The 19688-nt window shown below is 66.3% G+C and carries 19 protein-coding genes and 1 pseudogene; 14 read left to right on the forward strand and 6 right to left on the reverse strand.

The annotated features are described in order from the left end of the window. Nucleotides 1–24: 24 nt before the first annotated feature. The 5 genes from ACFV4R_RS16540 to ACFV4R_RS16560 form a co-directional block, all read right to left on the reverse strand. Complete coding sequence (locus tag ACFV4R_RS16540; protein ID WP_377203434.1) at nucleotides 25–654, reverse strand: dihydrofolate reductase family protein; 630 nt, start codon at nucleotides 652–654, stop codon at nucleotides 25–27. A 154-nt stretch (nucleotides 655–808) separates the two neighbouring features. Beyond that, nucleotides 809–2809 (reverse strand): VWA domain-containing protein, encoded by a 2001-nt coding sequence (locus tag ACFV4R_RS16545; protein WP_377203433.1) that lies wholly within the window; start codon nucleotides 2807–2809, stop codon nucleotides 809–811. A 31-nt stretch (nucleotides 2810–2840) separates the two neighbouring features. Beyond that, nucleotides 2841–4229 (reverse strand): sigma 54-interacting transcriptional regulator, encoded by a 1389-nt coding sequence (locus ACFV4R_RS16550; protein WP_377203432.1) that lies wholly within the window; start codon nucleotides 4227–4229, stop codon nucleotides 2841–2843. A 140-nt stretch (nucleotides 4230–4369) separates the two neighbouring features. Further along, nucleotides 4370–5416, reverse strand: a complete 1047-nt coding sequence (locus ACFV4R_RS16555; RefSeq protein ID WP_377203431.1) for an NAD(P)-dependent alcohol dehydrogenase — start codon at nucleotides 5414–5416, stop codon at nucleotides 4370–4372. 59 nt (nucleotides 5417–5475) lie between these two features. Continuing rightward, nucleotides 5476–6216, reverse strand: coding sequence for an SDR family NAD(P)-dependent oxidoreductase (locus ACFV4R_RS16560; protein ID WP_377203430.1), 741 nt, complete (start codon nucleotides 6214–6216; stop codon nucleotides 5476–5478). A 146-nt stretch (nucleotides 6217–6362) separates the two neighbouring features. Between ACFV4R_RS16560 and ACFV4R_RS16565 the strand changes: the two genes are divergently transcribed. Continuing rightward, entirely contained in the window at nucleotides 6363–6980 is a 618-nt protein-coding gene (locus tag ACFV4R_RS16565; RefSeq protein WP_377203429.1) for a TetR family transcriptional regulator, read from the forward strand. A 25-nt stretch (nucleotides 6981–7005) separates the two neighbouring features. Here the strand turns inward: ACFV4R_RS16565 and ACFV4R_RS16570 are convergent, their stop codons facing one another. Then, complete coding sequence (locus tag ACFV4R_RS16570) at nucleotides 7006–7830, reverse strand: DUF1206 domain-containing protein (protein ID WP_377203428.1); 825 nt, start codon at nucleotides 7828–7830, stop codon at nucleotides 7006–7008. 189 nt (nucleotides 7831–8019) lie between these two features. Between ACFV4R_RS16570 and ACFV4R_RS16575 the strand changes: the two genes are divergently transcribed. The 13 genes and pseudogenes from ACFV4R_RS16575 (at nucleotide 8020) to ACFV4R_RS16635 (ending at nucleotide 19656) form a co-directional block, all read left to right on the forward strand. After that, nucleotides 8020–8658 (forward strand): DedA family protein, encoded by a 639-nt coding sequence (locus ACFV4R_RS16575; protein WP_377203427.1) that lies wholly within the window; start codon nucleotides 8020–8022, stop codon nucleotides 8656–8658. 60 nt (nucleotides 8659–8718) lie between these two features. Then, entirely contained in the window at nucleotides 8719–8871 is a 153-nt protein-coding gene (locus ACFV4R_RS16580) for a hypothetical protein (RefSeq protein ID WP_377203426.1), read from the forward strand. Nucleotides 8872–8919: 48 nt separating this feature from the next. Beyond that, nucleotides 8920–9933, forward strand: a complete 1014-nt coding sequence (locus tag ACFV4R_RS16585; RefSeq protein ID WP_377203425.1) for a cation:proton antiporter — start codon at nucleotides 8920–8922, stop codon at nucleotides 9931–9933. A 113-nt stretch (nucleotides 9934–10046) separates the two neighbouring features. Further along, a complete protein-coding gene (locus ACFV4R_RS16590) occupies nucleotides 10047–11546 on the forward strand; it encodes an FAD-binding oxidoreductase (protein WP_377203424.1) in 1500 nt (499 codons plus the stop codon). Between the two features lie 320 nt (nucleotides 11547–11866). After that, nucleotides 11867–13309 (forward strand): flotillin family protein, encoded by a 1443-nt coding sequence (locus tag ACFV4R_RS16595; RefSeq protein ID WP_377203423.1) that lies wholly within the window; start codon nucleotides 11867–11869, stop codon nucleotides 13307–13309. A 7-nt stretch (nucleotides 13310–13316) separates the two neighbouring features. After that, nucleotides 13317–13559, forward strand: coding sequence for a hypothetical protein (locus tag ACFV4R_RS16600; protein WP_015936959.1), 243 nt, complete (start codon nucleotides 13317–13319; stop codon nucleotides 13557–13559). A 101-nt stretch (nucleotides 13560–13660) separates the two neighbouring features. Next, nucleotides 13661–14710: pseudogene (locus ACFV4R_RS16605) on the forward strand (acyltransferase family protein); the annotation flags it as partial. A 273-nt stretch (nucleotides 14711–14983) separates the two neighbouring features. Then, entirely contained in the window at nucleotides 14984–15730 is a 747-nt protein-coding gene (locus tag ACFV4R_RS16610) for an SGNH hydrolase domain-containing protein (protein WP_377227119.1), read from the forward strand. A 317-nt stretch (nucleotides 15731–16047) separates the two neighbouring features. Continuing rightward, complete coding sequence (locus tag ACFV4R_RS16615; protein WP_377203422.1) at nucleotides 16048–16839, forward strand: amino acid ABC transporter ATP-binding protein; 792 nt, start codon at nucleotides 16048–16050, stop codon at nucleotides 16837–16839. 7 nt (nucleotides 16840–16846) lie between these two features. Next, entirely contained in the window at nucleotides 16847–17494 is a 648-nt protein-coding gene (locus ACFV4R_RS16620) for an amino acid ABC transporter permease (protein ID WP_377203421.1), read from the forward strand. Then, a complete protein-coding gene (locus ACFV4R_RS16625; RefSeq protein ID WP_377203420.1) occupies nucleotides 17494–18156 on the forward strand; it encodes an amino acid ABC transporter permease in 663 nt (220 codons plus the stop codon). The genes ACFV4R_RS16620 and ACFV4R_RS16625 overlap by 1 nt, the downstream gene beginning before the upstream one ends. Nucleotides 18157–18241: 85 nt before the next feature. Continuing rightward, the gene (locus ACFV4R_RS16630) at nucleotides 18242–19108 is read left to right on the forward strand and encodes a substrate-binding periplasmic protein (RefSeq protein WP_377203419.1); all 867 of its coding nucleotides are present in this window, start codon (nucleotides 18242–18244) and stop codon (nucleotides 19106–19108) included. Nucleotides 19109–19227: 119 nt separating this feature from the next. Further along, complete coding sequence (locus tag ACFV4R_RS16635; RefSeq protein ID WP_377203418.1) at nucleotides 19228–19656, forward strand: universal stress protein; 429 nt, start codon at nucleotides 19228–19230, stop codon at nucleotides 19654–19656. Nucleotides 19657–19688 lie beyond the last annotated feature (32 nt).

Below are 19688 nucleotides of genomic sequence, written 5' to 3' on the forward strand. Positions count from 1 at the left end.
CACTCTTCCCGCAGCGTGCTCCGCTCACCTGCTGCCGGGCGGGCCGGCGAGGACCGTGGGAACGTACTCCAGCAGCTGCAGCCGGCCGTCAAAGGTCCTGCTCTGCACCATCTCCAGCATCACGTCCGGGTAACCGTCGTAGATCCGTTCCCGGCCGGTGGCGCCAGTGATCACCGGGAAGACAACCAGCCGGAAACGGTCCACCAGGCCAGCGGCGAGCAATGACCTGGTCAGCTTCAGGCTGCCGAGGGTGCTCAGCGGTCCTGTTCCGGTCCGCTTCAACTCCCGGACTGCCTCCACAGCGTCCCCGGTGACCAGGGTGGAGTTCGGCCAGTCCAGGGGCGCCTGCAGCGTGGACGAGAACACCATCTTGGGCACAGCGGCCAGGCCGGTGAGGCTGGCGCCCTCCTCCGCGGAGAACCCGGTGCGGTCGGCCGCTGCCTGGGCAGACATGCCGTACATCAGCCGGTACGTGTTGGCCCCCAAGAGGAAGGTGTAGTTCTTGGCCGCCTCTTCGTCCAGCCAGGCCAGGTACTCCGGCCCTTCCAGTCCCCACCAGCCGGGCCACCCCTCGGCGGAGGCATATCCGTCCAGCGAGATGATGAGGTCCATCATCAGGGTTGCTGGTGACGTTTCAGCAGGTGTGGCGCCCATGGCCGGCTCCTTGGACTGATCGGCGTGGATGTGGCCGCCATGTTATGCCCGGAGGGGCGCCGGTTCAAGGGTCCGCCCTGCTGACGTTCCACCGCGAACACCGCCCCTGGCTGACCGAGCTCATTTCGGAGGCGGGCCTGGACACCGGAATTGCCTAGAGTGCCCAGTCTGTGTCGCTGTAGGAGCTTCGGACGTGGGCGCGGAGGTACTCCCCCACCACTGCGGCCCCCAGGCCGCCGACATCCGGCGCCACCACCCGCGCGTCGATCCGCCGGGCCATCCGCTGCACGAAACGTTCCAGCCCGGGGTCGTCACCAAGCCGGAATAAAGTGGCCTGCACGCCGGAGCGCCCCAGCCGGTCCAGCTCGGCGACTGTGACGCGGATGGTTTCGGTATCCGGAGGCCAGTTGAACCAGGAGTCGCCGTCCGGGAGCAGGTGTGCCGTCGGCTCGCCGTCGGTCACCACCAGCAGGACGTGCTGCATGGACGGGTGCCGGCGGAAGAAGCGCCCGGCCAGCAGCAGCCCGTGGTGCAGGTTCGTCCCTTGCTCCCGCAGTGCCGGCAGCGACGTGAGTTCACCGATGTCCATGGACTGCGCATAGCGGCCGAACGTGACCAGCTGCAGCCGGTCGCCGCGGAACCGGGTGGACACAAGGTGGTGCAGCGCGAGGGCCGTCCTTTTCATCGGCACCCACCGCCCCTCGGCGGCCATGGAAAAGGACACGTCAACCAGGAGCACCACGGCGGCCTGGGTGCGGGCTTCGGTTTCGGCCACCTCGATGTCTTCCGGGGTCAGCCGGAGTTCCCTGGCCGGGTTCCCGCCGTCGGACATGGTGCGCTGGATCGCATTGGTCATGGTGCGGGTCACGTCCCAGGGCTCCGCATCCCCGAACTCCCACGGACGGCTGGAGCCGGTCTGCTCTCCGGCCGCTCCAGCCAGGCGGGTGTCCCGCTGCCCCTGCCGCCCGGACAGCTGCCGTGCAGTGTCCTGCAGCAGGGACTTGCCGAGGCGCCGCATAGCCTGTGGGGACAGGCGGAGGTCGCCATCGGGTCCCCGGCGCAAGTAGCCTCCGTCCTCCATGGCCCGCTCGATCTCGGCCAGGGTACGGGCGCTGATGGCGGCGTCCGGGCCCAGCTGGCGGCTAAGGGCGTCGAGGTCAAGGTCGTCCAGGCGTGAGCCGTTGTAGGACTGCGACAGCTGTTCCGACAATCCGTCCAGCTCTGCCAGGTCCTGCAGGACTCCAGTGCCATCCCCCAGGCCCAGGCCTTCCTGCCCGTCGAAGGTCTCCGAACCGTCCCAGTCTTCGCCGGGCCGCAGCGCCTGGAGGTTTCCGTCGAGTTCGCTGAGCTGGTCCATCAGCCCGGCTGAGCCGAAGGCCTGGGCGGAAAGGCGCATCAGCTCTTCGCGCTGCTCCGGTGACATGGACTGCAGGAGCCGCTGTGCGGCGGCGGACCGCTTGGCCAGCGCGTCCACCAGCTCTTCGACCGACTGCGGGTTTTCGGGAAAGTGCTGCCCGTGTTTTGCCATGAACTCCTGGAAGTCCGCCGCGGTGTCCTCGCCCCGGCGGTGCCTGCCCAGGAGTCCGTTCAGGTCGCGGAGCATGTCGCTGACGGCTTCGCGGTCCTCGTCGGTGGCGTTCTCCAAGGCCTGTTTCATGCCGGCGAACCGCTGGTCCAGGACTTCGCGTCCCAGGAGGTCCCTGATGCGTTCGTACGCTTCCCTGGCGGTGCCCGACTGCCAGTCGTAGGAGGCGAGTTCGTTGACCGCTGCCGCCGTGGACGGCGGCAGGTTCTGCAGCTGCATCTCCCGGATGGCGCGGTCGGTGTTGTCCATCATAGCGTCCCTGGCCAGCTGCTTGCGTTCCTCCAGGACTGCAGTGTCCAGCAGCTTGCGGACGTCTTCGAGCGTGCCGTCCAGCCGGTGCCGGCTCAGCAGGTCCTTGCGCCGTTCCTGTACGCGGCGGGCCAGGTTGTCCAGGCCGTCCCGGTTCCGGCCGCCGCGCTGGAGGAACTCCTGCAGGGCGTGGCGGGGCGAGTACCCGTCCATCACGTCTTCGGCCACGGCGTCGAGCGCCTCGGTGAGGTCAACGGGCGGGGCCAGCGGGTCCGGTCCGCCGGCGTACCGGCCGTACCGTGACCTGTCGTGATGGGTCATGCTGCCTCCTGTTGTGGCTGCAGGCCTGCGGTCAGCCGTAGACCGTTTCTTCGTCGTCGGCCTCTTTGGAGATCCGCCGGCCCAGGTACAGCCCTTCGAGGGCCAGTTCGACGGCGGCGGCGCGCTGTCCGTCGTTCTGCGCACCCATGCGTTGGCCAATCAGGTCGTACAAACCTGATCCGTTCAGCGAGGGGAGGTTACCCAGGAACTCCTTCGCCGTCACCTGCCCGCCGGTGGTCACTGTCCTGTGGCCGTCGAGGGCTGCCACGAGCGGGCCCATGTCGATGCCCTGGAAATGGGCCCTGACGGCTTCGGCGGTGGCGGTGCGCAGGAGGTGGTCAAGGATGCCCTGTTCGCGGCCTTCCTCCCCGGATTCAAATTCCAGCTTGCCGCTGAGGACTTCCACTGCCGGTTCCAGGTCGATGATCCGGGCAACGGCCTCGTCCTCGCCGCGGAGGCTGGCCCTGCGCAGGGCCGCGGCGGCCACCGTCTCCGCGCCGGCAATGGCGAACCGCGCGGAGACCCCGGATGTCTGGTTGATGGCCGGCGAGTGCCGCAGCGCACGCGTGTACCGCGCAAGGATCTCCAGGATGACAGCGGGCACGTCCGCCACGAGCCGCCCCTCCTGCCGGATGACGGCAACCTCGTCCTCCAGTTCGATGGGGTAATGGGTGCGGATCTCGGCGCCGAAGCGGTCCTTCAGCGGGGTGATGATCCGTCCGCGGTTGGTGTAGTCCTCGGGGTTCGCCGATGCCACTACCAGGACGTCCAGCGGCAGCCGCAGCACGTAGCCGCGGATCTGGATGTCCCGTTCCTCCATCACGTTGAGCATGGCTACCTGGATCCGCTCGGCAAGGTCCGGAAGTTCGTTGATGGCGATGATGCCGCGGTTGGAGCGCGGAATCAGTCCGTAGTGGATGGTTTCGGGGTCGCCCAGGCGGCGGCCCTCGGCCACCCGCATGGGGTCCACGTCGCCGATGAGGTCTGCCACGGAGGTGTCCGGGGTGGCGAGCTTCTCCACATAACGCTCCGAGCGGTGCCGCCAGCCAACCCGCAGCCGGTCCCCCTCCGAGGCGGCAAGGGCCCGCGAGGCTTCCGTGATCGGTTCGTAGGGGTGTTCGTTAAGCTCTGAGCCGTCGATGACCGGCGACCATTCGTCGAGCAGCCCGGCCAGCGTGCGCAGCACCCGGGTCTTACCCTGGCCGCGTTCGCCCAGCAGCACCAGGTCATGCCCGGCGATCAGCGCCCGCTCCAGTTGGGGCAGGACGGTCCGGCCGAACCCGTACAGCCCCGGCCAGGGATCCTGCCCGTCCGCGAGCGCGGCCAGCAGGTTGTCTCGGATTTCGTGGCGCAGGTCCTTGAGGACATAACCCGCGGCACGCAGTTCGCCAACAGTGGAGATTTCGGGACGGTCAGTCACCCCTCTACGGTAATCCCCGTCCTCCCCCTAATCGAGGGATTCCACCATATTCCCAGCCAGGGAACGCGCTTCGGCAGGCGCTGCCCCCGGCCCTCCGGCCTGTGGGCGGTGGCCGGACCGTGCGGCCCGGCCACCACTGCCTAGGCCTGGTGCGGAACCACCACGGCGCGGGCACTTAGCTGCCCGTCAGCCAGCTTCCGGTATGCCGTGAGTCCATCCTCCAGGGAAAAGGTTTCGATTTCCGGGGTAATCTGCCCTGCCCGGTACATGTCCACCACTTCGTGGAGTTCCTCAATGGTTCCCCAATACGTGTTGGTGATGGTGGACTCGTAGGGGGTGTTGAAGAACGTCCATTCGTGTACGCCGCCGGCAATCCCGACGACGGTCAGCCGCCCGCCGACCGCCATTGAACCGGTGGCGGTGGCGATCGTCGGAGTAACACCGACGAAGTCGAAGGCGGCGTCCACGCCCCGGCCGCCGGTGATTTCCCGGATGCGTGCCACCTGGTCCGGGCCGCCGGGAACCGTGATGGCCCCTGCCGCTTCCGCCTTGGCCATCGCCTCGGGTTTCATGTCCGTGGCAATGACGGTGGCTCCCGTCAGCGCCTTGAGGATCTGGACGGCGATCTGTCCCAGGCCGCCGAGTCCCACCACCAGCGCATAACGCCCGCCGCCGTTCAGGTGCGGCAGTGCGGTCTTGATGGCGTGGTACGGAGTCAGGGCGGCGTCGGCCAGCGGTGCCGCCGCGATGGGATCCGCATCGCCGAGGGGGATCAGGTTGCGCACGGGGACCGTGACGTACTCAGCCATGCCGCCGTCGCGGCCCAGGCCGATGCCCAGGTAGGGGTTGGTTGCCGCGTTCTCGCAGTAGGTGTCCTGGCCGCGGGAACATGCCTTGCAGTGGCCGCAGCCGATGGGGCCGTAGACCAGGTAGGCGGCACCCACCTCGATGCCGTCCACGCCCGCGCCCAGTTCCTCCACCCACCCTGAGTTCTCATGGCCCAGAACGAAGCCCTTGGCCATGTTCCCGGGAACTTCAGCCGTGAAGTCCTCGAAGATGCTGACGTCAGAGTGGCAGGCTCCGGCACCGGCCACCTTCAGCAGCACCTCGCCTGGACCGGGTGTGGGCCGGTCCACGTCCTCGAGTGCGGGAAACTGCTGCCATTCCTTGAATACGATCGCGCGCATGCGATGCCCTTCCTGTTTCTGCTGCATGGTGTTCGGTTGAATGCCCGGAGGCGGTCCGGTCAGCGGGCGGTGTAGCCGCCGTCGACCACCAGTTCGGACCCGGTCATGAACGCGGCGTCGTCGCTGGCGGCGAAGAGAATGACGGCGGCAACGTCCTCGGGACGACCCAGCCGGGCCATGGGCGTGGTGTCCGTCAGGAGCTTCCGGTCCGTGTCACCGAGGATCGGGGTGTCAATGAAGCCGGGGTGTACGGAGTTCACGCGGATTCCCTGGGTGGCCCAGCCGAGTGCGGTGTTCTTGGTCAGGGTGCGGACGGCGCCCTTGGCCGCCGCGTAAGCGGGAGAGGTTCCGAAGCCACCCACGATGCCGAACATGGAGGACACGTTGACCACGGCACCGTTGCCTGACGCCTTCAGGGCTTCCGCTGCGGCCTTCTCGCCGAGGAATACGCTGGTCTGCGTCACGGCCACCACCTTGGCATACGTCTCAACGCTGGTGTCTTCGATGGCCTGGTTGTCGCCGATGCCCGCGTTGTTGACCAGTACGTCGAGCCGGCCGAATTCCTCAAGGGCGAAAGCTACGACGCCGGCCCAGCCGGACTCGCTGGTTACGTCCAGGTGGAAGGCACGCGCATGGCCGCCGGCGGCGCCGATCTCGGCGGCCACCTGGGCGGCCAGATCGTCCTGGATGTCCGCAACCACCACGGACCCGCCTTCGCCGGCAAAGCGGACGGCAGTTGCCCGGCCGATGCCGCTGGCTCCTCCGGTGATGATGGCGACTCGTCCGTCAAAACGTGACATGGGTGCTTCCTTTCCACAGCGGGCCGGGTGGTGCACGCAGCGGCCCAAGACATTTATCCGACATTTGTTGGATAGTTAAAACGGTACGCTCGACGTGGCGGTTTATCCACCGCCGGCGGCCAAGATCACCCGGGAGTGTGACCTGCATGACATCGCAACCGAAGCAGGACCTCGAAGCACCTGCGCTTCGCGATCCGCGGGCTCTCCGCAGCCGGGAAAAGCTGGCCTCGGCCATCCTGGACCTTGCCGGGGAGAACGACGCCGGAGCGCTCGCTGCGGGGCAGGTCGCAGCCGCCGCCGGGGTCAACAGGTCCACCTTCTACCAGCACGCAGCGTCCCCGGCTGCCCTGCTGCGAAAGGTCCTTTCCGACGAACTGGATGTGCTCCGCGCGGAACACCTCGGCGCGGCCGGCGGCGACATTGGCCCGGCCATAGGCGCGGTCACGGCCGACGTGGTCCGGCACCTCGACCAGCACCGCGCCATCTATCGCCGGGGACTGGTCACCGACGCCGGATCCGGCGGCCTGCATGCCATGCTCGGAGCGCACTTCGAAGGTTCCGTCCGCCTGCTGCTCGAACGCCGCGCCATTGCGGTACCGGCACCGGGCGGCCGGGAAGTCCCGCAGCCGATGGTTGCCCGGTTCATCGCCTACGGCGTGGTGGGCGCATTGGAGTCCCGCCTGGTGGAGGCCTCGCCCCGTCCGGTGGACGAATTCCTGGCGGACCTGCGCGAGTTGCTTCCCGGGTGGTGGCCCACCGGCTGAGCGTGCACCGGGCCCCGGCAGACGGCTAGAAGCGTCCGTAGCGTGCCCGTGCCATCGAATACACCCCGTAGCAGGCCAGCCCCACGGCGATGACAGCCAGCAGGACGGTGCCGTAAGGCTGCGAGCCGAGCGTCTTCAGTCCCCCGTCCAGGCCGGTGGACTTTGACGGATCGGCGGTGACGGCAGCGGCGATCACCAGGACGCCGACGACTGCGAGCACCACGCCCTTGGCGACGTAACCGACGCTGCCGGTCCATTCAACGGCAGTCCGGGCGTTGCCGGGGTCCTGCAGGTCCTCCATGAAATTCCGGGTGAAGCCCTTGTAGGCGTAGTACCCGCCGGCGCCGATGATGGCGAGCCCCACGGCAATCAACAGCACGACGCCGGCAGGCGCCGCCATCAGTTTCGCGGTGAAGTCGGTGGCGGACTGGCTTGAACTCTTGCTTCCGCCGGTGGCAAACACCGCGAATGTGAAGGCAAGGACCCCGAACACCAGCGCCTTCCCACCGGCGGTGCCGGCTTTTTGCAGCTTCTTCTTGGACTCCGCTTGGGAACGCGCCTCAAAAACTGCCTCGCTGACCATCCACAAGGCCAGCGCGGCGCAGGCGACGGCACCCGCCCACAGCAGGAAGACGCCACCGGGCTTTGAGGCCACCGCCCCGATGGCGCCGGTCTGGTCAGCCTCGCCGCCCTGCCCGCCGGCGATCTGCAGGGCGATCACCCCGATCAGGATGTGAAGCAGCCCAATGAAGACGAACCCGGCGCGGGCCAACACCCGCAGCGCGGGGCTCCGGCTCGCCGACGCCGCTCCGGAAACTGCACGGTTTGCCTTCTCCGAGGCGTTGCCCATGGCCGGCCCTTTCGATCTGACGCTGATCATCTGTTCCGAGGCGTCCGTGCCCTGGCCGCGGTGGGAATGCTTCAGTGTAGATCTGTAAGAGCCGTGCGGACAGACCTGCCAGGCCGGGATCCGGCGGCGCGGGTACACAATGGCAGTCATGGAGATTAGAAGGCGGCAGGCCGTGACGGCGGCGCTCCCGTGAGCGGCCTGGTGGACGGGATCCTCGGAGTGAGTCCGGCGCTCGCCTACACGCTGGTGGCCCTGCTTGTCTTCGCCGAGGACGCACTGTTCATCGGCTTCGTCATTCCCGGCGAAACAGCCGCCGTGCTGGGCGGGGTGGTGGCCAGCCGCGGCCAGGTGCAGTTGGGCGTCATGATGGGGCTGGTGGTGCTGGCCGCAATCATCGGCGACAGTGTGGGATATGAGGTGGGCAAGCATATGGGCCCCAAGCTGTTGGAGAACCGGTTCCTGCTCCGGCACCGCGACAACCTCGACAAGGCCCAGGACTTCCTGCGGCGCCGCGGCGGATCAGCAGTCTTCCTCGGCCGGTTCGTGGCGCTCTTCCGGGCCCTGATGCCGGCACTGGCAGGCGTCTCCGGTATGCACTATCCGCGCTTCCTGGCCTTCAACGCCGCAGGCGGACTCATCTGGGGTGCTGGCTTCGTGCTGCTCGGATACCTCGCCGGCAACTCCTACGGCGCCGTAGCCAAGGCCGCGGGCGAAGACGTGACTGCCGCCGTCGTGGTCATTGGCCTCGTTGCCGTGGTGATCTGGCGGGTGCGGCGCGCCCGCAGCACTAAGCGGCAGCCGTCCGGGCCACCGCCAACCCAAAGCTGAGGCGGGTCCTGCGCTAACGCCCTGTTCCCGCGGCGCCCCGTTGCCGTTACCATCTCCTCCATGCAGGAGCTGTCCACATCGCTGGTCCTGATCGCCTTCCTGGCAATTGCGGCGCCCCTGGCGGCGCGATTCCTGGACCACGTGGTGAAGATCCCGATCGTCGTCTTCGAAATCGTCCTGGGCATCGCATTGGGCCCCAGCGTCCTGGGCTGAATCCAGTCCACTGACTTCACGGACACCCTGGCGGACTTCGGGCTGGCCATGCTCTTCTTTGTTGCCGGCAACGAAATCGACTTCGCCCTGATCCGGGGGCGGCCGGTGCTACGCGCCGGCGGCGGCTGGCTGATCTCCCTGGCCGCCGGAGTCGGTGCAGGTTTCCTCCTGGCGCCCACACCCACATCGGCCATCATCATCGGCGTGGCCCTTTGCTCCACTGCGTTGGGCACACTGCTCCCCATCCTGCGCGATGCCGGCGAATCGCGCTCCGCCGCGGGCGTGGCCGTGACCGCGCTGGGAGCCGCCGGAGAGTTCGGTCCACTCATCGCCATCTCGCTGTTTTTCAGCGGCAGGCAACTGGGCCCCGCCACGGCGGTGCTGCTGGGATTTGTCCTTCTGGCGGCGCTGGCGATCTTCCTGGCTTCGCGCGCCAGGCATACCCTGCTGCATTCCCAGGTCACCAGGACCCTCCACACCAGCGGCCAGTTCGCGGTGCGGTCCATCATGTTCATCCTCACGGTGCTGGTGGTGCTGAGCATGGTGCTGGGACTGGACATGCTGCTGGGGGCCTTCGCGGCCGGAGTCCTGTGGAAGGTTGCCATCGCCCGGGCGCCGGAGCGGGACCGCACGGTGATCGAAGCGAAGATCGACGCCGTCGCGTTTGGGTTCCTGGTACCGGTCTTCTTCATTGACACCGGCATCGACTATGAGCTGCACGCGCTCACTGACTCGCCGGCCGCACTGGCCCTCGTTCCGCTGTTCCTGGTCCTGCTGCTGGTGATCCGCGGAGTACCGTCGCTGCTGGCCGTTCCCCCACGGTCCTCTTCCGCAACCAAACGGGCCATCATGCTCTTCGGTGCCACTGGGCTGCCGATTATCGTGGCAGTGACGTCCATCGGCAGGGACCAGGGGCTGATTTCGAGTGCGGTTTCGGCGGCTTTGGTGGGTGCGGGCATGCTCTCGGTGCTCATCTTTCCCCTGCTGGCGCTGCGCCAACTGCCCCGCAAATCGCTTGGCCCCACACCGGCGGAACATAGGGGGGCAGGGGCGGGTTCCTGAGCCTTGACGGCGGTGGTGGCCGGGCGTATACCGAAATGGTCAGCGCGCTGGCCCCCGCTGGGCCCCGTATGGAGTCGGCTGCCCCCTGGTCTTGGTACACATCTGGAGTTGTCATGGGTAGCGATCGTTTTGACGTGCTCCGCGAACAGGTCCGCGGACAGGTCATCGAAGAAGGGGACGCCGGGTACGAGGAGGCCCGGCACGTCTACAACGGCATGATCGACCGCCGGCCAGCTGCGGTCCTGCAGGTCTCCCAGGCGGCAGACGTCATGGCCGCCGTGCGCTTCGCCCGCGGCCTCGGCATTGATGTTGCGGTGCGCGGCGGCGGGCACAGCGCCCCCGGATTCGGAACGGTCGACGACGGCCTGGTCCTGGATTTCTCGGCGCGCCGCGGGGTGCGGGTTGACCCGGCAGCAAGGACAGCGCGCGTTGAAGCCGGCGCGACGTGGGCTGACTACAACCACGCCACACACGCGTTCGGCCTGGCCAGCACCGGCGGCATAGTCGGCACCACCGGCGTCAGTGGACTGACCCTGGGCGGCGGCATCGGCTACCTGGCCCGCAAATACGGCCTGTCCTGCGACAACCTGATCGGGGCCGACGTCGTGCTGGCTGACGGTTCATTCGTGACGGCCAGCGACGCCGAGAACGTTGACCTCTTCTGGGCTTTGCGCGGCGGTAGCGGCAACTTCGGCGTGGTCACCTCGCTCGAGTTCCGACTGCACCCCGTGGACATGGTCCATGTGGGCATTATCTTCTTCGACGCGTCCACCGGAGCCGGCGTGGGTGCTGCCTACCGCGAATGGATAGCCGCCGAACCTGAGGAAATGGGAGCCTTCCTGGGCTTCCACCAGGGACCTCCGGTTCCGTTCCTGCCCGAGGAATGGCATGGACGGCCGGTCACAGTCATCGTGGGCATGTGGACTGGCGATGCAGACGCCGGCCCGGCCCATTGGCAGCCGATGCTGGACGCAGGAGAACCGCTGGGCAGCTTCTTCGCGCCCATGCCCTATCCCGCGCTGAACATGATGTTCGACGGACTGAATGTTCCCGGGCTCCAGGGATACTGGAAGGCCGATTTCCTCCGGACCCTCAGCGATGATGCGCTGCGCGTCGCCGTCGACAAATCGCCCGGCATCCCGAGCATCCACACAGCCAATCACTTCTACCCGGTTGACGGGGCAGTGCAGCGGGTAGCACCCGAAGCCACAGCCTTCGCCTACCGGAACGTCAATTTTGCACCGGTGATCGCGGGACAGTGGCCCGACGCCTCGGAGAATGAGGCGAACATCGCCTGGGTCCGCGACTATTGGACGTCACTTCATGAATTCTCCGAACCCGGCGGGTACCTCAACTTCCAGGACTCGGACGATCAATCGCGCATCGAGGAGACGCTGGGTTCGAACTACGCGCGGCTTGCCGAGCTCAAGGCCAAGTACGACCCCGACAACTTCTTCCACATCAACCAGAACATCACGCCGGCTCCGGCAACGGGCGCCGGGGCTGCACGTCCTGCCGCGGAGGCACCTGTATCCCTGCAGCGGGAGTCAGCGGACCTGCAACCCGGGGCCGGCTCGGACGCCGCACCTCCGGAGGCCGCTCCCGCATCCTGAACACCTGAACGGCCTTTGACACCGGTCCGGGTCCGGGGAGGCGTCCCCGCCAGGTGAGGCCCCAAGCCCGCTGTGCCGCCACGGCGGCGCGGAGGGCCTGCCTGCGTGGCCCGGATGCCGTCGTCGTGCGCTGTTTTGTTGCCGCGGGCAAATAGCAATGGCCGGGCTATGGACTCTTCGGCAGGCCGCAATCACACTAACTACAACAGTTGGCCAGCGGATGGACAGTTAAGGGCACAAATTGATCGGCCGGGAATGGGCAGCTGCATTGTTGGGGTGTTATCCGAGGCGGGTTTTCGAACCCGTGAAAGGACCTGGTCATGCCGGACTTGTCACCATTCTTCCCACTCATTGCGATCATCCTGGGAGTTCTTTGTGCCGTTGGCTTCATTTGGGTGGCCACCAAACTGATGTGGAAAGTGGCAGAACCCAACGAAGCCCTGATTATTTCCGGGCTGACCCGTGGAACCCTGGATACCCGGGCCGGCATGGACTTCAAGATCGTGACGGGCAAGGGGGCGCTGGTACTTCCCGGGCTGCAGACCGTGCGCCCGCTTTCGCTCACCCTGAACGAAACGGAACTCAAGGTTTCCTGCGTCACCTCACAGGGAATCCAGGTAGTGGTGGAAGGGGTGGTCATCTACAAGATTGGGGACGCGCCACCGTTTATTGCCAACGCCGCCCGCCGGTTCCTCGGCCAGCAGCCCAAAATGGAAAGCCAGGTCTACAACGTCTTCGAGGGGCACCTGCGTTCCATCATCGGCAGCATGACCATGGAGGAAATTATCCGGGAACGGGACAAGCTCGCTTCGCAGGTCCGCAGCGCCAGCGGCGTGGAAATGGAGAAGCTCGGCCTCGTGGTGGATTCGCTGCAGATCAAGGATCTGCAGGATCCCACCGGGTACATCCAGAACATCGCCAAGCCGCACATTGCCCAGGTGAAGATGGAAGCCAGGATCGCCGAGGCCACCCGCAACCGGGAGGCGGCCGAGAAGGAGGCCGAAGCGGCCGCACTGATCGCTGATGCCCAAAGCCTTTCCGCCATCAGGCAGTCGGTGGCGCAGGCCAACGCGGAACGTGCCCGGGCCAACGCTGCCCAGGCCGGCCCGCTGGCGGAGGCCACAGCACGCCAGCAGGTGGTGGTCCAGGAAACCGAAGTCGCCAAGCTCGAGGCGGACCGCGAGGAACAAAAGCTCCAGACCACCATCCGGAAGCCCGCAGATGCGAAGGCCTACGCCAAGCGCACCGATGCGGAGGGGCAGAAGGCCGCGGACATCAGCGCCGCGGAAGCCCTGGCACGGCGCACCGAGCTCGAAGCCCAGGCCAACGCCCGCCGGACGGAAGTGACGGCACAGGCAAATGCTACCGCTGCGGCAGCTGCGGCGGGCGCCACCAAGGTCACCGGTGAGGCCGAGGCGGCGGCCACCAAGGCCAAGGGCGATGCCGCCGCCTCCGCCATCAAGGCCAAGGCCCTGGCCGAGGCGGACGGCATCAAGGCACGTGCCGAAGCCCTGGCCAGCAACCAGGATGCGGTAATTTCCCAGCAGCTCGCCGAAAACATGCCCGCCATCATCGCGGCAGCCGCCGAACCCTTCTCGCACGTTGGGCAGATGACCGTCCTCAACGGCGGCGAAGGCGTCAACAAGATGCTCGGCGGGATCCTGGCCCAGGCCGGCGACTACCTGCCGGCACTGCGCACCGCACTCCGCAACGGCAAGGACGCCAAAGACTCCACCCGGACACCAACGGCTCCCGGCGCCTAGGAAGGCCATGCACAGGAATGCCGACCGCAGCCTGACAGGCAAGATTGCCCGCGTGACGGGACGGATCGGGCCCGGCACCATCGGCGAGGTCATGTTGCCCTATCTCGGCGGAACCATGGCCTTCCATGCCCACCCCTTCGACAAGGCGAGCGGTTTCGCGGTGGGCGAGGAAGTGCTGGTGATCTACTTCGAACCGCCGCAGACTGTGTACGTCGAAGAACTCCCGGACGTGCTCCGGCACGCAGAGTAACCACCCGGCATCCGATACAATCTCCTGTCGGCGAGCCTCCGCTCGCCCCTGATTTTCCCTGCGCACGGCGCGGGACTGAAGAAGTACACAGAGGGGACGCAATGAGGCATGCCTCCGCGGTCAAGCGCGCCAACAACGGAACCGGGCACGCCCCACGGCTCGACATCCAGGGGCTCCGCGCACTGGCCGTAGGCCTCGTGGTGATCTACCACCTCCGGCCGGAGGCCCTGGCGGGCGGGTTCATCGGCGTCGACGTCTTCTTCGTCCTTTCAGGTTTCCTGATCATCGGCTCCCTGGCACGGGAAGCTGCCAAGCACTCGACGATCGCCGTCCTCGCCTTCTATGCCAGGCGGATCCGCAGGCTCTTCCCGGCGTCGGCCGCCGTGCTGGTGGCAGTCCTGCTGGGGACCGTGCTGCTGCTTCCGCAGAGCCGCTGGCAGGGCATCTCGGCCGATGTGCTCTTTTCGCTTCTCCAGGTGCAGAACTGGCACCAGGCGTTGTCCGCGGTGTCCTACGCGGGGGCCACTGGAGAAGTGTCCCCGCTTCAGCACTTCTGGTCCCTCGCGGTCGAGGAGCAGTTCTACCTGGTGATCCCGTTCTTCTTCCTGGGCCTTGTGCTGGCCGCCCGCCGCATGAACCGGGCGGCAGACGGATTTATCGTTCCCGCCTTGTCTGCGGTGGCGTTGGTGTCCTTCGCGTACAGCATTTACCTCAGCAACCACGAACACACCCTGGCCTACTTCGTGACGGGCACTAGGGTGTGGGAGCTGGCTGTCGGCGGACTGGCGGCCCTGGTGCCGGCGATGGGCATCCTCACCGGGCGCCGTGCCGCCCTTGCCAGCTGGGCGGGCGTGGCCGCCGTCGTCATCCCCGTCTTCTTCCTGACTACCGATATGCCGTTCCCCGGCAGCATCGCCGCCATACCCGTGCTCGGCACTGCACTGCTCCTGAGGTCAGGCAGCGCGGCGGCAGCCGTTCCGTGGTCAGCGTCAAGGCTGCTCAGCGTCCGTCCGCTCACCTTCATTGGCGACGTATCCTACTCGCTCTACCTGTGGCACTGGCCCGTCATCGTCTTCGCCGTAGCCCTGCTGGGCCGCGCGCCACGGATCAGGGAGGCCATCCTCCTGGCCGTGCTGAGCCTCGGGCTCGCAGCAGCGTCCTATTACTGGGTGGAGCAGCGCTTCCGGCGCCCTTCCAGCCGGAACACCAGGTGGGGCGGACACCGGAAGGTGTACGTCCTTGCCATGTGCAGCGCGGTGCTGGTGACCGTGGCGGCGTGGGCGCCGTGGCAGGTTGTCGAGGTCAAGCGGGCCCAGCTGTCCACTGCCCTGTCCGACCGGGACTACCCCGGCGCCCAGGCGTGGTCCGAGCGTCCCGCCGCCGTCCCCGCGGGCATGCCCGTTCGCCCGGATCCTTCCGTGGCGATGCAGGACCTTCCGGCCACGAGTGCCGGCGCGTGCGGTGTCTACGATCCTGCCACGGTGCCTGATACTGACTGCTGGTTCGGGTCACAGGACCAGGAGGCACCGGTGGTGGTCGTGGTGGGCGATTCGCACGCCGGCCAGTTCGTGGATCCGCTTGTTGCGGTGTCGAAGAAGATTCCGCTCAGGATCCATGCGATGGTGCGCAACGGGTGCCCGTTTGCGCTGACGCCGCCACGCTCCGCGGACACCGTGTACGCCAACTGCTCGGCGCAGAACGCCGTCACCGCCGAGAAGATCATCGTCCAGAAGCCGGATCTGGTCCTGGTGGCGGGGATGCGCGAGGACGGCTACCGCAAGGCGCTCGGGTGGCACTGGGCTCCGGAATCCCCGCTGGCAGACGGTTACATCCAGTCCCTGTCACGGCTGCGCGGGGCGGGCCTGCGCGTCGCCGTGATCGCCGATCCGCCCTACCCCGGCGGAAATCCGGTGGAATGCCTGCAGAAGCACGGCAAGCAGGATCAATGCGCAACGGCTGCAGCCGAGGCCCTTGCAGGAACGGACACACTGGTGGATGCCGCCGGCAGTGTTCCCGGGGTTGAAACGATCGACCTGTCCCGCCATTTCTGCCGCGACGGTGTCTGCCCGGCGGTTATCGGCAATGTCCTTGTCTACCGCGACAACCACATGACCAACACGTTCGCGAAGTCGCTCGCCCCGGACCTCGCCGTGGCACTGCGCCTGGGCTAAGGCCCAGGAGCCGGCGGGCCGGCCACCTGCGTTGCCGATGGTTCAGATCCGGCGGCCGAGGTGGCGGCACGCCCCGCTCTTTTCACTGCACCCGCGCTGCGGTCCAAGTTAGCGACGTCATCAAAAAAACTTTTCGTGATCTGTGATCACATATCTAGACAGCGCGCGTTTTGCTTACTAAAGTGACGTGCAGCACATGGCGCAATTCATGGCGCAGCCGGTGTCATTACCAAGCAATCCCGCATCTCCTCCACGTCACAGCCACAGCTGTACGCGCCTTCCAGGGCGGATGCGTCCGCTAGTCAAAGGAAAAAACAATGGGCCTAAGCTTCGGCACAAAAGCTCCTCCAACTGCGCTCTCCGGTGAGGTGGTTGTCACCGGCCTCGGTAAGAGTTACGGCGCGGCACGCGTGTTGTCGGACGTGAATCTTGCGATGAACGAGGGCGAGGTTGTCTCGATTATTGGCCCATCCGGCGCGGGCAAGAGCACGTTCCTGCGGTGCCTTAACTATCTTGAGGTGCCCACGGAGGGCGAAATCTCCATCGGCGGCGCCCATGTGGTGGCCGGTGGGAAGCTGCCCGACAAGGCCAGCCTTGACCACCTCCGGCGCGTGACAGGAATGGTGTTCCAGAGCTTCAACCTCTTCCCGCACCTAACGGTGATGGACAACATCACCCTGCCCCAGCGCAAGGTGCTGGGCTCCAGCAAGGAACAGGCGCAGGCGGTTGCAGAGCGGCTGCTTAAACGTGTTGGGCTGCCGGACAAGGCCAAGGCCTACCCCGCCCGTTTGTCAGGGGGGCAACAACAACGCATCGCCATCGCCCGTGCCCTGGCGCTCTCGCCGAAAGTCATGCTCTTCGACGAGCCAACCTCAGCCCTTGATCCCGAGATCGGCCTCGAAGTCCTGGCAGTCATGCGCGACCTCGCAGACGAGGGCATGACCATGCTGGTGGTCACCCACGAAATGCACTTCGCCAGGGACGTCTCGGACCGGATCATGGTGATGGGCAACGGCGGTGTCCTGGAGATCGGGCCCAGCGAACAGGTCATGTCCCAGCCGCAGAACGAACGCACCCGGCAGTTCCTCAAGGCAGTGCTGGACAGGTGAGGCGTCGATGATCACCCAACTCCTGTCCTCGATCGCCCAAGGCGTCGGACTTACCCTGTACGTCACGGCAGCGTCCCTGGTGATCGGCGGCGTGATCGGCCTGGTCCTGGTGGGCGCCGCCCGCTCCCCTATCGCCCTCATCCGCAGCATCGCCAGCCTGTACATCAACGTGGTCCGGGTCATTCCGCCAATCACCTGGCTGTTCCTGATCTACTTCGGCCTTCCCCAGTTCGCGCTGAAACTCACCACAATCCAGGCGGCCATTATCGGCTTTTCGATCATAGCCTCGGCGTTCATGGCTGAGATCTACCGGTCGGGGCTGTTGAGCATCCCTGATGGCCAGCGCGAAGCCGCCCATGCGTTGGGACTCAGCACTGTCACCACCGTGGGGCACATCATCACCCCACAGGCATTCCGGGTCGCGCTTCCGGCCATCGCCACCTACGGCATCGGCCTGTTGAAGGACTCAGCCCTGGCGTCCACAATCGGAGTCCGCGAAATCACCTACTACGCCCAGCAAAGCGCAAAGCAAACGCACGGGGGCCTCCTGTCCTTCGTCGTCGCCGGGCTCCTCTACATCGTGATCAGCCTTATCGTCGCCCTCGTCTCGCGGCGGGTCGACCTGACGCTGCGCCGGAAGATCGGAGTGGCGTGATGGACCTGCTTACCCAATGGCTTGGCTGGTTGCCGAACCTCGCGCCGGGACTGATGGTCAGCCTCCAGCTGACCGGACTGTCCCTGCTCTTCGGATTCCCCCTCGGGTTGCTGTTCGCCGTGATGGCAGCGTCCAAGCCCGCCCCGCTGCGGTGGATCTCCTTCCTGTTCGTGGAGATCGGACGCGGCCTGCCCGCCCTGGTGCTGCTCTATCTGATGTACTTCAGCCTCCCCGACGCCGGCATCACACTGACCTCGCTGACCACCGCGATCATTGCCCTGACCTGGAACACCGGCGCCTACGCCTCGGAGTACTTCCGCGCCGGACTTGCCGCCGTCCCCCTGGGGCAGAAGGAAGCTGCACTCACTTCAGGCCTCCGCGGCTGGACGGGATTCCGGCTGATCATCCTGCCGCAGGCCCTCCGCATTTCCACCCCTCCCCTGGCCGGGCTCGCCGTCCTGGTCTTCCAGGGCAGTGCCCTGGCCTTCGTGATCGCCGTACCCGAACTGATGTCCAAAGCCTTCGAAATCGGCTCCATCACCTTTGAATACCTCAGCGTCTACGTCCTCACCGCAGTGGTCTATGGATCCATTACCCTCGTATTCCTCGCCCTCGTCCGGGTGCTCGAATGGCGCCTCGGCCGCCACCTGCAACGCAACTGAAACCCACACTGGACCCCACCCCGAAACCACACTGCTTCATCACACACACCGGGCCACCAGCCCATTCCCACAACAAAGGAAAACCATGATGCGACCCTCCCGTACCCTCGTGCGCGCACTCTCGGCCGGTACCGCCGCCGGCCTGCTCGCCATCTCCCTCAGCGCCTGCGGAGGATCCGAGTCCGCCGGCGGCAGCTCCGACTGCAAACCGGCCCACGAAGGGCTCAAGACAATCAACGACGGCGAACTCACCGTCGCCAGCTACGACTACGCACCCGCCACCATCCTCGACGGCGAGAACGTCACCGGCATGGAGGGCGACCTGATCAACGAGATCGCCAAGCTCGAATGCCTCAAAGTCACCGTCAGCACCTCAGGCGGCGCCGGCGCCGTCATCCCGTCAGTACAGACCAAACGTGTGGACATCGGCTCGGGCAACTGGCTGCGCACCAAGGAACGGACCAAGATCGTCTACCTCAGCACGCCACTGTGGAGCGATCCGCAGGCGATTGTTTCGACCAAGGGCATCACGAGCGACGACCTGGACGGCAAGATTGTCGGTTCGGTGGCCGGCAACCTCTGGAACGACAGCATGAGCAAATGGCTGGGCGACAAATTCAAGATCTACCAGGATGACGAGTCCATCTACTCTGACCTCAAGGCCGGCCGGATCGACGCCCTGGTGGCATCATCGGCATCCGCCAAGTACCGGTTCAAGGACGCACCCATCGAAGGTGCCAAAGTCATCGACGTCAAGCCCAACGCCAACGTCCCCCAGTTCGCCGCAGTGGGCCAGGTGATGCTGCCGTCGAGCCTCGAGAACGACGCGCTCGGCAAAGCCCTGGACGAGGACATCCAGACGCTCCGCGACAACGGCACCATCAAGAAGATCCTGGACAAATACGGCATCGACGCCTCAGTCGGCGAACCAGGGGCACCCAGCGAGCTCTGACGCCGTCGTCATCCTTCAGTGCGGCGCCGGCTCACCTGAGCGGCGCCGCACTGAAGGTATCCCGGAGACCGGGAGGTCCCGGGACTGAAAACTTTCTACGATAGCAAGGGAGCATGCACATGAGCGGAACCATTGTGGTGGGTGTCGACGGCAGCGAGACGGCCAGGAAAGCAGCTGAGGCTGCGCGGGACCTTGCCACGGCGCTGGGTGCAACACTCCATGTGGTCTCGGCCTTCGACGCTGACCGTTCCGGGGTCTTCGGCAGCGGCAGCAACCAATGGTTGGTCTCCGACGCCGACAAAGCCGAACATGTCGCCAGAGCTGTAGCCGACACCTTGGGCGGTGACATCAACATCACCTACGCAGCATCCCGGGGCAGGCCCGCGGATGCCCTGATCCGGGAAGCGATCAGCAAGGAAGCCCGGCTCATCGTGGTGGGCAACCGCATGATGCAAGGGATCGGACGGGTCCTGGGAAGCGTCGCCAACAGCGTGGCCCACAACGCCCCGTGCGACGTCTACATCGCCAACACCTACGACGCCGCCTGAGGCGATCCCCATAATTTCCAGAAGGAGCGAAT

The sequence above is a fragment of the Pseudarthrobacter sp. NPDC059871 genome (assembly GCF_042731175.1).
Taxonomy (GTDB): Bacteria; Actinomycetota; Actinomycetes; order Actinomycetales; family Micrococcaceae; genus Arthrobacter.

Coding starts and splice junctions, on each gene's coding strand:
- ACFV4R_RS16545 (WP_377203433.1), bottom strand. CDS start 2,809: ATGACCCATCACGACAGGTCACGGTACGGCCGGTACGCCGGCGGACCG.
- ACFV4R_RS16630 (WP_377203419.1), top strand. CDS start 18,242: ATGATGCGACCCTCCCGTACCCTCGTGCGCGCACTCTCGGCCGGTACC.
- ACFV4R_RS16560 (WP_377203430.1), bottom strand. CDS start 6,216: ATGTCACGTTTTGACGGACGAGTCGCCATCATCACCGGAGGAGCCAGC.
- ACFV4R_RS16625 (WP_377203420.1), top strand. CDS start 17,494: ATGGACCTGCTTACCCAATGGCTTGGCTGGTTGCCGAACCTCGCGCCG.
- ACFV4R_RS16620 (WP_377203421.1), top strand. CDS start 16,847: ATGATCACCCAACTCCTGTCCTCGATCGCCCAAGGCGTCGGACTTACC.
- ACFV4R_RS16565 (WP_377203429.1), top strand. CDS start 6,363: ATGACATCGCAACCGAAGCAGGACCTCGAAGCACCTGCGCTTCGCGAT.
- ACFV4R_RS16570 (WP_377203428.1), bottom strand. CDS start 7,830: ATGGGCAACGCCTCGGAGAAGGCAAACCGTGCAGTTTCCGGAGCGGCG.
- ACFV4R_RS16580 (WP_377203426.1), top strand. CDS start 8,719: ATGCAGGAGCTGTCCACATCGCTGGTCCTGATCGCCTTCCTGGCAATT.
- ACFV4R_RS16595 (WP_377203423.1), top strand. CDS start 11,867: ATGCCGGACTTGTCACCATTCTTCCCACTCATTGCGATCATCCTGGGA.
- ACFV4R_RS16585 (WP_377203425.1), top strand. CDS start 8,920: ATGCTCTTCTTTGTTGCCGGCAACGAAATCGACTTCGCCCTGATCCGG.
- ACFV4R_RS16590 (WP_377203424.1), top strand. CDS start 10,047: ATGGGTAGCGATCGTTTTGACGTGCTCCGCGAACAGGTCCGCGGACAG.
- ACFV4R_RS16610 (WP_377227119.1), top strand. CDS start 14,984: ATGCAGGACCTTCCGGCCACGAGTGCCGGCGCGTGCGGTGTCTACGAT.
- ACFV4R_RS16555 (WP_377203431.1), bottom strand. CDS start 5,416: ATGCGCGCGATCGTATTCAAGGAATGGCAGCAGTTTCCCGCACTCGAG.
- ACFV4R_RS16635 (WP_377203418.1), top strand. CDS start 19,228: ATGAGCGGAACCATTGTGGTGGGTGTCGACGGCAGCGAGACGGCCAGG.
- ACFV4R_RS16600 (WP_015936959.1), top strand. CDS start 13,317: ATGCACAGGAATGCCGACCGCAGCCTGACAGGCAAGATTGCCCGCGTG.
- ACFV4R_RS16615 (WP_377203422.1), top strand. CDS start 16,048: ATGGGCCTAAGCTTCGGCACAAAAGCTCCTCCAACTGCGCTCTCCGGT.
- ACFV4R_RS16540 (WP_377203434.1), bottom strand. CDS start 654: ATGGGCGCCACACCTGCTGAAACGTCACCAGCAACCCTGATGATGGAC.